Origin of the sequence: Mycobacterium sp., assembly GCF_032161845.1 — a bacterium.
Classification (GTDB): Bacteria; Actinomycetota; Actinomycetes; order Mycobacteriales; family Mycobacteriaceae; genus Mycobacterium.
This window is the reverse complement of record NZ_JAVRQA010000183.1, coordinates 1-9503: the sequence shown is the minus strand read 5'-3', so window position 1 is coordinate 9503 and position 9503 is coordinate 1. Positions and strand designations below refer to the sequence as shown.

General features: G+C 67.7%; 11 protein-coding genes. 2 read left to right on the top strand and 9 right to left on the bottom strand.

What is annotated here, in order from left to right; genetic code table 11:
- Positions 1-29 precede the first annotated feature (29 nt).
- A complete protein-coding gene (locus QOD90_RS10565; protein ID WP_526349362.1) occupies positions 30-377 on the bottom strand; it encodes a hypothetical protein in 348 nt (115 codons plus the stop codon).
- Positions 378-698: 321 nt separating this feature from the next.
- Here QOD90_RS10565 and QOD90_RS10560 point away from each other — a divergent pair, with 321 nt between their 5' ends.
- Together QOD90_RS10560 and QOD90_RS10555 are read left to right on the top strand one after the other, a co-directional pair.
- Positions 699-1118: a heme-binding protein gene (locus QOD90_RS10560; RefSeq protein WP_526349360.1), complete on the top strand. Its 420-nt coding sequence runs from the start codon at positions 699-701 to the stop codon at positions 1116-1118.
- Between the two features lie 55 nt (positions 1119-1173).
- A complete protein-coding gene (locus tag QOD90_RS10555) occupies positions 1174-2022 on the top strand; it encodes a DUF1542 domain-containing protein (RefSeq protein ID WP_526349358.1) in 849 nt (282 codons plus the stop codon).
- 150 nt (positions 2023-2172) lie between these two features.
- On the opposite strand, the gene QOD90_RS10550 is transcribed toward QOD90_RS10555, so the two are convergent.
- The 8 genes from QOD90_RS10550 to QOD90_RS10515 form a co-directional block, all read right to left on the bottom strand.
- The gene (locus tag QOD90_RS10550; protein ID WP_526349356.1) at positions 2173-2505 is read right to left on the bottom strand and encodes a hypothetical protein; all 333 of its coding nucleotides are present in this window, start codon (positions 2503-2505) and stop codon (positions 2173-2175) included.
- 225 nt (positions 2506-2730) lie between these two features.
- Positions 2731-4416 (bottom strand): cation:proton antiporter, encoded by a 1686-nt coding sequence (locus QOD90_RS10545; RefSeq protein WP_526349354.1) that lies wholly within the window; start codon positions 4414-4416, stop codon positions 2731-2733.
- A gap of 38 nt (positions 4417-4454) precedes the next feature.
- Positions 4455-5249 (bottom strand): Fpg/Nei family DNA glycosylase, encoded by a 795-nt coding sequence (locus QOD90_RS10540; protein WP_526349352.1) that lies wholly within the window; start codon positions 5247-5249, stop codon positions 4455-4457.
- Between the two features lie 3 nt (positions 5250-5252).
- Entirely contained in the window at positions 5253-5726 is a 474-nt protein-coding gene (locus QOD90_RS10535) for a ribose-5-phosphate isomerase (protein ID WP_526349350.1), read from the bottom strand.
- Between the two features lie 30 nt (positions 5727-5756).
- On the bottom strand, positions 5757-6716 hold the full coding sequence (locus QOD90_RS10530; RefSeq protein WP_526349348.1) for an isopenicillin N synthase family dioxygenase: 960 nt from the start codon (positions 6714-6716) through the stop codon (positions 5757-5759).
- Positions 6713-7159, bottom strand: a complete 447-nt coding sequence (locus tag QOD90_RS10525) for a nucleoside deaminase (protein ID WP_526349346.1) — start codon at positions 7157-7159, stop codon at positions 6713-6715. The genes QOD90_RS10530 and QOD90_RS10525 overlap by 4 nt, the downstream gene beginning before the upstream one ends.
- Complete coding sequence (locus QOD90_RS10520) at positions 7156-8556, bottom strand: purine-cytosine permease family protein (protein ID WP_526349344.1); 1401 nt, start codon at positions 8554-8556, stop codon at positions 7156-7158. Before QOD90_RS10520 ends, QOD90_RS10525 begins: the two co-directional genes overlap by 4 nt.
- Before the next feature lie 48 nt (positions 8557-8604).
- Positions 8605-9503: threonine/serine exporter family protein (locus QOD90_RS10515; RefSeq protein ID WP_526349342.1), on the bottom strand; the 899-nt coding region annotated here is incomplete at its 5' end.

Genomic DNA, 9503 nt, shown 5'->3' with positions numbered 1-9503 from the left:
CGGACGCGGGCGGCGCCCCTCGATATTGGCTATCGGTTGTGGCCAGGAGCGTTGCTGGAGTTTCCGGGGCCGGTTCCGGCGTTCTGCGCCACGGTGACGGGCCCGCCGGGCAAGGTGCAGAATGTCTGCGGCTGGCCGAGCTGGTCCACCGAGCCCAAGACCGCAGCGGTGACGTCCGTGCCACAGACGGCGGCGATGACCTGCGCCGCAACGCCAACGTTCACGTCGTTGAGGATCGCGACGTCACCGACGGCGACATTGACCAAGCCGTCCTGCAGATTGACGGGCGGTGCCGCATTGGCGATTCCCATGCCGGAGAAAAGCAGCGATCCGCCGAGTACGGCGCCGGCGGTGGTGCGCATGATGTTGTTCTTCATCTCTTGGTTTCCTCTCGATTGGGGAAGCATCGATTTCCGGTTCCCGACCAGTTCGCTACCCGCACCGGGGGCAAGATCGGCTTGCCCTGCGCGATTGCACACCTTCTGCTTCCTCAACCACTGGCTACCCTGTCGCGTACGACATAAACAGGCATCATGGTGCTATTTTAATCGAATCTTAATGTTGCTAGCAAACCTAGTTAACTGAATCGCCAATTTGCTGGGGGCTGAAATGCGCGCTGAAGTGGCTATTTTGGCTGTCGGCTCGAAGGTCAAGATCGTTACTCGGGCATTCGATCCGCCCTGGCAGGATGTGAGCCCGTGACCCTCGACCTCGCAGCCGCCCACCGCATCGTCGAGGCCGCGCACGCCGAGGCGGTCGAGCGATCGGTCCTGGTGTCGGCCGCCGTCGTCGACGCAGGCGGAAACCTGGTGGCGTTCGGCCGGATGGACGGCGCCGAGATCGCAGGTCCCGTGCTGGCGATCGACAAGGCCTACACCGCGGTCGCGAACAGCATCTCCACCGCTGAGCTCGCCGTCCTCGCTGCACCCGGCGGCGAGCTGTTCGGTCTGCACGCCAACGGCGGCGGCCGGTTCGTCATCTTTGGCGGCGGGGTGCCGATCGTCGTCGATGGGCGCATCGTCGGCGGGGTCGGTGTCAGTGGCGCCAGCGCCGCAGACGATGCCGCGTGCGCCGAGGCCGGGCTCGAAGCGCTGTCCGACCGCGAACGCGAATCCTGAGAAGCCCCTCATCCGGCCCGGTTCGGCATCGTTTCCTGTCGGTAGGCTGAACGCCATGAACAGCTTTCTGCTGGTGCTCATCGTCGTTCTGGTCGCCGTCATCGGCTTCGCCGTCGTCGCTTCTAGGAAGGCATCCGGCAAGCGCAGCGCGGCATCACTCGACGACGCGAAGGCCGACGCGCGTCGGACCATCGACCGTCTCGGCGGTCAGGTGATCAACCTGACGGGCACCGACGACGCCTCCAAGCAGGCGTTGGCCGACGCCTCCGAGCGCTTCACGGCAGCGGGGTCGCAGATCGAGCAGGCCACCACCGCCCGCCAGGCGCTGCTCGCCAAGGAGAGCGCGATGGAGGGGCTGTACTACGTGCGCGCGGCGCGGGTCGCGATGGGCATGGACCCGGGACCCGAACTGGAGACGCTGTCCGGCCAGAATTCGGCGGGCACCGTCACCGAAGACCGCCGCGTCCAGTACGAGGGCCGCGACATCGAAGCGTCGCCATCGCCGTCGGAGCGCACCCCGAACTACTACCCCGGCGGCCAGGTGGCCGGACGGCCGGTGCCCGCGGGCTGGTACTCCGAGCCGTGGTGGAAGCCCGCCCTGGTGGCAGGCGCCTGGGGTGTCGGTTCGGTGCTGCTGTTCAGCACGCTGTTCTCGGGCATGGGCGGCGTCGGCTACGACGCCCAGGGCTTCGAGAACGGCCAAGGCGACGGCTTCGGCGACGGCGGCGAGCAGGGTCAGCTCGACGGCGGGGGGCAGGACTTCGGCGACGGCGGCGGTGGTGACGGCGGCGGCGGCTGGAGTGGTGACGGTGGCGGCGACTGGGGCGGTGGCGACAGCGGCGGCGGCGGTTGGGACTTCGGTGGCGGCGGCGACTTCGGCGGCGGCGACTTCGGCGGTTTCTAGCAGCTTTTAGGACCGCTGTAGAAATCCGCCGGCAGATATCTGTCGGAATCGGGGCGCCTCGTCGCTCCTAGTTGGTGAAGGCGGCCACCGAGGCCGCGCCAACTCGACGGAGACCACGATGACCACGCACTTCGCCTCCCCCATCGGCCACTACGACGCCAACCCCGATCGCGGCGAGCCCACCGTGCGCCGGCAGGCCGTTCTCGAACCCCTGGCACCGACGAAGTCGGGATGGATCGTGAGCGGACTCGCGGCGGTGCTCGCCGCCAGCGCGCTCGCCGTGGTGGGAAATCTCGCCATCCACCAATTCGCCACGACCGAGGTGCCCGCGGTGGCCCCCTCGTCTTCCACTTCGTTGGCACCCACGCCCGCCTCGGCGCCCACCACGATCTCGCCCGCAGCCGTTCCCTCGCCCGTCGTGGCCGCTGCCCCTACTGCGCCCGAGCGAGATCGCCCCGGTGTCTCCCGAGTCGTGGTCGTCACGGTCCCCGCCGCGCCGATCGCAATTCCCAAGCCCGTCGTGAGCTCTCCAACGCCGGTTGAGCCGCCGGCACCAGTTCCATTGCCCAACAACCCATCTGGTGGCATCGGAACGTGCGACCTGGTTGACTGCCATCCGGTACCGCCATCCTCGGGAGGCATTCCGAGCTGCGGCGACTTCAGGGCATGCGGGCCAGTTCAACCCGTTCAGCCATCGCGGCCGCGCGATTAGAAGCGACTCTCGAGCCGCGCCGACACCCCGGCCTCTTGAAGGTCGAGCCGCTCCAGCATGGCGCGGGCCGCCTCGTCCTCGATCTGTCCCGCGTCGCGGTCGGCGATCAGAGCCGCCCGTTGCGTCCTCAGTACGTTGAGGTACAGCGTCGCGAACACCTCCGCCCGCAGGGTGTGGGTCGCGGGATCGGGCATCTCGTCGGCGTCCTGCGAATGCCTCGCGATGGTGTTGCGAATGTCGGCGAGCACCCGGGGGTCGAGGCCGTCCGGCGGATTCGCCCTGAACTCCGCCAACACCTCGTCGGCCGCCTCGTGCACCACGCGTTCCGCCTTGAGCGTCTGCTCGCGCTCATAGGCGGACTCGTCGGTCGACAGGTGCAGCCGACTGATCAGCAAGGGCAGCGTCCCGCCCTGGATCAACAACGTGCCGACGCTGACGACGAACGCGATGGCCTGAATGGTGGCGCGCTCGGGAAACGGCTCACCCGCCGCCGTCGTCACCGGGATGGCCGCAGCAGCGGCCAGCGTCACCACCCCCCGCATGCCGGTCCACGACACCACGACGTTCTCCTGCCAGGTCAACGACCGACGATCGATGAGCGAACGCCATCTGCCCGGCGGCTTGCCGCGGCGGCGGGTGCCCAGCGCTCCCCGGCCGCCGGCCGCCGGGACCGGCACGCTCAGCCGGTTCTCGACGTGACTCGACAGCTTGCTGCGGCCGAACATCGCCAACACCGAGAGCGGCCGGATCAGCATCACGATGGCCAGAACGATCAGCGCCGCGATGGCCACCTCACCGAGCGATTCGTGCGCTTCGCGGAGGTCCTCCAGCACGAACCGCAGGTGAAGCCCGATGTAGGCGAACACGAACGCCTCCAGCAGCACGTCTACCGAGTTCCACACGTAGCGCTCCTGCAGCCGGGTCTGATAGCCCGCGCCGAGGGTGCCGTTGCCCACCACGAATCCCGCGACGACGACGGCCAGCACCCCCGACGCGTGCAACTCCTCGGCCGCGAAGCACGCCGCGAAGGGCACCACCAGACCCTGCACGGTTTCCAGCCCCGGGTTGGCCAGCCGTTTGCGGATCCACAACGTCACGAATCCCAGTGCGGCGCCGACGATTGGGCCAAGGATTGCGCTGTAGCCGAACAGCAGGAACGGGTTGTCGATGAACGTGTGACTGCCCGCCACCTGAGCCACCGCGATGGAGAACAGCGTCAGTGCGGCGGCGTCGTTGATGAGACTCTCCCCGGTGAGGATCGCCATCAACTTCTTCGGCAGCCCCAGCTTGCGGCCGACTGCGACGGCCGTCACCGCATCGGGGGGCGCCACGATCGCACCGAGGATGAGCGCCGTCCCGAACGTCAGCGGGACCACAACCAGCCACGACGACACGGCGGCCACCGTGAACGCGGTCACCACCACCAACCCCACACCCAAGCCAAGGATCGGCCGGATGTTGCGAAGGAACGTCGGGAACGAGAAGTCCAGCGCCGCAGAGTAGAGCAGCGGCGGCAACACCACCGTCAACAGGATGTGCGAATCGAGTTCGGGTGCCTCGAAACCGGGGAGGAACGACGCCGCGATACCGATGACGACGATGATCAGCGCCGGTTCGAGCCCCCGTCGATGTGCGGTGGCCGTGACAAGGATCGCCCCAACGACGACGAGGATCAGTTCCACCCGCCGATTGTCCCGTCAAATGCCGCGGACCGCGCCTGCTACACCTGGCAGGTGGGGCACCAGAACAGGTTGCGGCCCTCCATCACCTCGGTCCGGATCGCCGTGCCACACACGCGGCACGGTTCCCCCGCCCGTCGGTACACGTAGCTTCGCGGCCGACCCGGCCGATAGGACGGCGCCCCCTTGTCGTCCTTGCGCCGGACGGTGATGATCTTGCCGCGGCTGACCCCAACCTTCATCAGGGCGACCAGGTCGGTCCATGCGGCACCGAACTCCGCCTCACCGACGTGGGTTCCTGGCCGGTGCGGGTCGATCAGATGGCGGTAGAGCAGCTCGCTGCGGTACACGTTGCCGACTCCCGCGATCACCGCCTGATCCATCAGCAGTGCGCCGATTGGCCTGCGGGACTTGGTTATTCGTGCCCACGCGCGCGACGGATCAGGCGCGCGCCGTAGTGGATCGGGCCCTAGCCTGGCGAAGATGTCGTCGACCTCGACCCGGTTGATCACCTCGCAGGCGGTAGGGCCGCGCAGATCGGTGCCGTACTCCGCGCCGATCATCCTCATCCGCACCTGTCCCACCGGTTCGGGCATGGGCACGGGACGTTCGGTGAAGGAGCCGTAGAGGCCGAGGTGGACGTGAACGACCGCGCCGCCCTCGTAGTGATGAAAGAGGTGCTTGCCGTAGGCATCCGCCTTGAGCAGCAGGCGACCACTCACCGTCTCGGCGGCGTCGGCGAAGCGCCCCTGCGGGCTGGTGACGACGACCGGCGCCTTGGCGAACCGCGTCTGGTGCAGTCGGGCCAACCGATGGATGGTGTGCCCTTCGGGCATGCCTCAGGCGCCCGGCACGGGTGGCGCGACGTGCGTGTCCTCGTACTCGGCGAGGATGTCGATGCGTCGCTGGTGCCGCGGCGCCTCGGACCACGCCGTGGTCAGGAAGGCGTCGACGAAGGTCAATGCGTCCTCGACGGTGTGCATTCGGCCGCCGATGCTGACCAGCTGAGCGTTGTTGTGCTGGCGGGCCAGCGAAGCCGTCTCGACGCTCCACGCCAGGGCGCACCGCGCGCCGGGCACCTTGTTCGCCGCGATCTGTTCGCCGTTGCCCGAGCCGCCGATGACGATGCCTAGGCTCTCCGGGTCGGCGACGGTCTTCTCCGCCGCCGCGATGCAGAACGCCGGGTAGTCGTCCTCGGCGTCGTAGGTGAAGGCACCGCAGTCGATCGGCTCGTGGCCACTCGACTCGAGATGCTCGACGATGGCCTGCTTCAGTTCGAATCCGGCGTGGTCAGAGCCTAGGTAGACGCGCATGGCGGTCACACTACTTTCCCCGGTGCGACGCTAGCCAATGGTGATGGCGTCGAGGCGCTCCTTGATGAAGTCCGATGAGGTGACGGGCTCCAATCCGGCGACCTTCCCGACCGGGGGCACCAGCGGCGTGACGAGCGCGTCGTGGTTGGCCTCGTAGAAGTAGATGAGCGACACCAGATCCTCCTCGGGCGCCTCGGGCTGCGGCGGGAGCACGCGATGCCTGCCCGACGGCCAGCGGCGGCCGCTCCAGTACTCCAACAGGTCGCCGATGTTCACGGTCAGCGCGTCCGGGTCATACGGTGCGTCCCCCCACCCGCCGGCCTCCGAATACACCTGAAGGCCACCGGCTCCCGGCTCGCGATCCAGGACGGTGACGGTGCCGAAGTCGGTGTGCGGACCGATCCGGAACTGTCCTGGCTCCGGTTCTCCGACGACGCTGACGGGCGGGTAGTGGTTGATGTTCATCGTCCAGGTGGGCCGATTCGCCAGCAGCGCCCAGGGATTGACCGGCTGCCCCAGCGCATGCGCGAACAGGGCGAGAAGATCGTCGGAGAGTCGTCGCACCGCGGCGGTGTACTCCGTCACCAACGCGTGCAGCGCGGGCACCTCCGTAGGCCAGACGTTGGGCGCGAACCAGATTCGGTCGACGTCGGGATCACCCGTCGTCGTCTCGGCCCCCAGGCTGTAGCTCTCCTTGAGGTCCGGCGGCGTCTCGGTGCCCTCGGCGTAGCCGTTGGCCTCGGCGCCGGGTCCGATCCAGCCGTGACCGCCCACCGCAACGCTGTAGCGCTGCTTGACGTCGTCGGGCTGCGCGAAGAAATCCCGGCTAGCCGAGCGCACCGCTGCCGCCAGACCCTTGTCGACGCCGTGGCCGGTGACCAGGATGAATCCCGCCTGCTGCAGACTCTCGTCGACCTCGGCGGCCACCGCGTCGGCAGCGGCGCCTCCGTCACGCCAACGCGAGATGTCCACCGTCGCAATCACACTCATTCCGACACTCCAATATCCTCATTCCACAGTTCGGGATGCGCCGCGATGAAGTCCGTCATCATCTGCACGCATCGTTCGTCGTCGAGAAGCGTGATCGCCACGCCATTCTCGGCCAGCCAGTCATGGCCGCCGCTGAACGTCCGCGCTTCGCCGATGACGACGGCACCGATGTTGAATTGTCGCACCAGGCCGCTGCAGTACCAGCACGGCGACAGCGTGGTGACCATGATCGTCGACCGGTAGTCCCGTTGCCGACCTGCCGCGCGGAATGCGTCGGTCTCGCCGTGCACCGATGGGTCGTCGTCCTGCACCCGTCGGTTGTGGCCGCTACCCAGCAGCACGCCGTCGACGCTGAAGAGGGCCGCGCCAATCGGTATTCCGCCCTCCGACAGACCCTTTCGGGCCTCGTCGACGGCGACGTCGAGCATCTCTTGAGGAGTCATACCGCCGTACGTTCAGCGGTGATCTTCGACCGGCACGCGAGCAGATACAGGCCGCCCGCCAGAAGGAAGCCGACGAAGAAGGTGATGTCACCCAGCTGGGGCACGCCCCTGGCGATGAAGCCAGTGAACTTCTCCTGGTTGGAGAAGAGCAGCACCGACACGACGAGGCCGATCGCGAACGAGGCCAGGCCACCCCAGTTGGCGTAGGACCGGTCGTAGAGGAAGCCGGCGATCCGCTGGCCGCGCCGCAGGTACTGGTCGGCGAACACGACGCCGAGCCACGGCCCGATCCAGTACGCGATGATGAGCAGGAACGCCTCATAGCTGGCCGCGGCGTCGGGCAACGCCCACCAGGCCACCAGGAACCCGGCCACCCCGAAGAACACCGTCACCAGGGCCCTTGCGATGTGTGCGGGTAGCTTGACCCCGATCGTGACGAAAGCCATTGCGCCCGAGTAGATGTTGATCGAGTTGGCGGCGATGGCACCGATCGCGATGGCCAGCAGCGTCGCCTTGGCGATCGGCGAGGCAAGCTCGCCGGTGAAGGCCTCGGTGGGGTTCTCCGACAGTGCGGGCCCGATCGTGACCGAGGCTGCACCGACGACCTCGAGCACCACGCACGACAGGAACAGGCCGGCGGAGGCGAACAGTCCGGTACGCGACGTCGACACCGTCGACGGGAGGTAGCGGGTGTAATCCGCGGCGTACGGCGTCCAGCCGGCGGCATAGCCGAACGCGGTGCCGACGGTGAGCAGGAAGCCACCAAGCGACCCGTCGCCGACGAAGGGTTCGAGCGCGGGCGCACCGAAATTGGACTTGGTGAGGATCGCGACCGAGGCGACCGCGAAGATGATCGCCAGCACCGGGAACGACCACCGCTCGAACGCCTGGACGAGGTTGTGACCGAAGAACGCGAACGCCGTCTGCACCAGCACGATGATGATCAGGCCGACCAGCGGACCGATGCCGAACAGTGCGGCGAGGGCGTACGCACCGCTGACGCTGTTGGTCGCGAACCAGCCCACTCCGGCCGTCACCGACATCAGGACTGCGGGCACCGCATTGCCCCTGAAGCCGAACGGCAAGCGACCCAGCACCATCTGCGGGACCCCGTGCAGGGGGCCGCGGGCGGAGAGGAAGTAGTGCGCGAGCGCACCGAGCCCCGTGCCGATGACGATGCCCGCCACCGCCTGCCAGAAACTCATGCCGTACACCGCGACCGCCAGCACACCGACGAAGATCGTCGCGAACTCGAGATTGGGCGACGTCCAGGTCCAGAACAACTGGCTCGGCTTGCCGTGTCGATCGGCCTCGGCGATGAACTCGTTTCCGCCAGGTTCGACCGCGACGATCTTGTTGCGGTAGGAACCGTCGGTCGTGGGCTCGGTCGCTGTCATGGGTACACCGTCGTATGGCGTGGGCCCCGCCGCAACCGGAATCGCTTATTAGCCGGTTCGGGAAGGCCAGGCGAACGTGTGGAAGACGCTGAACCCGGCCAGCGTGCCGAGGGCGATCGAGAATATCGCGGCGACGGTCGCACCGAGGGTGACGACGCTGCCTGGGCCTCCGGTCGCGGCCTCGCTCAGCGAGACGAAGCTCAGCGCGCCGGGCACCAATGCCCAGAACGACGCCAGCATCATCACGATCGCCGGTGGGGAGCTCTTGATGCGCGACGCCAGCATGGCGAAGGGAACGACGAGGAAGGCTCCGACCGCCCCGCTGTAGGACGCGGGCAGCTCCAGACCGCCGACCTGTTGACCGATGAGTGCCACCCCGATCGCCGCCATCAGCCAGGGCAGCGACCCCTTTGGCGCGGACAGGTAGACGTACAAGCCCGAGGCGACCACGACGATCGCGACGTAGAGCGCCCACTCGCCCATCTGAGGTGACGGGTCCTGCGGCGCCACGTGACCAGCGATGTGCATGCCAAGCGCGACACCGAACACCAGCAGCATCAGCTGGGTCACTCCGTAGATGAGTCGGCTTGCGCCAGCGACGATCTCGGAGCTCGCCAACTCCATCGAACCGATCGTCAACGACATGCCTGGCAACATCGCGACGAGCGGAGGGCTGATGACGCGGAGCAGGCCGTCGTTCGCGGCGTCCGCGACGAACCACGTGGCCAGCACGGTGACCAGGGTCGCCGACAGCGTTGGCAGGATGGGGCTGAGCGCCGGGAACGGCCTGCCGAGCAGAACCACCGCGCCGACGACCAGTCCCAAGAAGAAGTAGCCGGGCAGGGCCGCCCAAGTCGGGTTGATCACCATCCCGAAACCCACTGTCGTGACCGCGTACGCGATGACGGTGAGCAGCGGACCGAAGCGCGGCTGCATCGTGCGTGCCG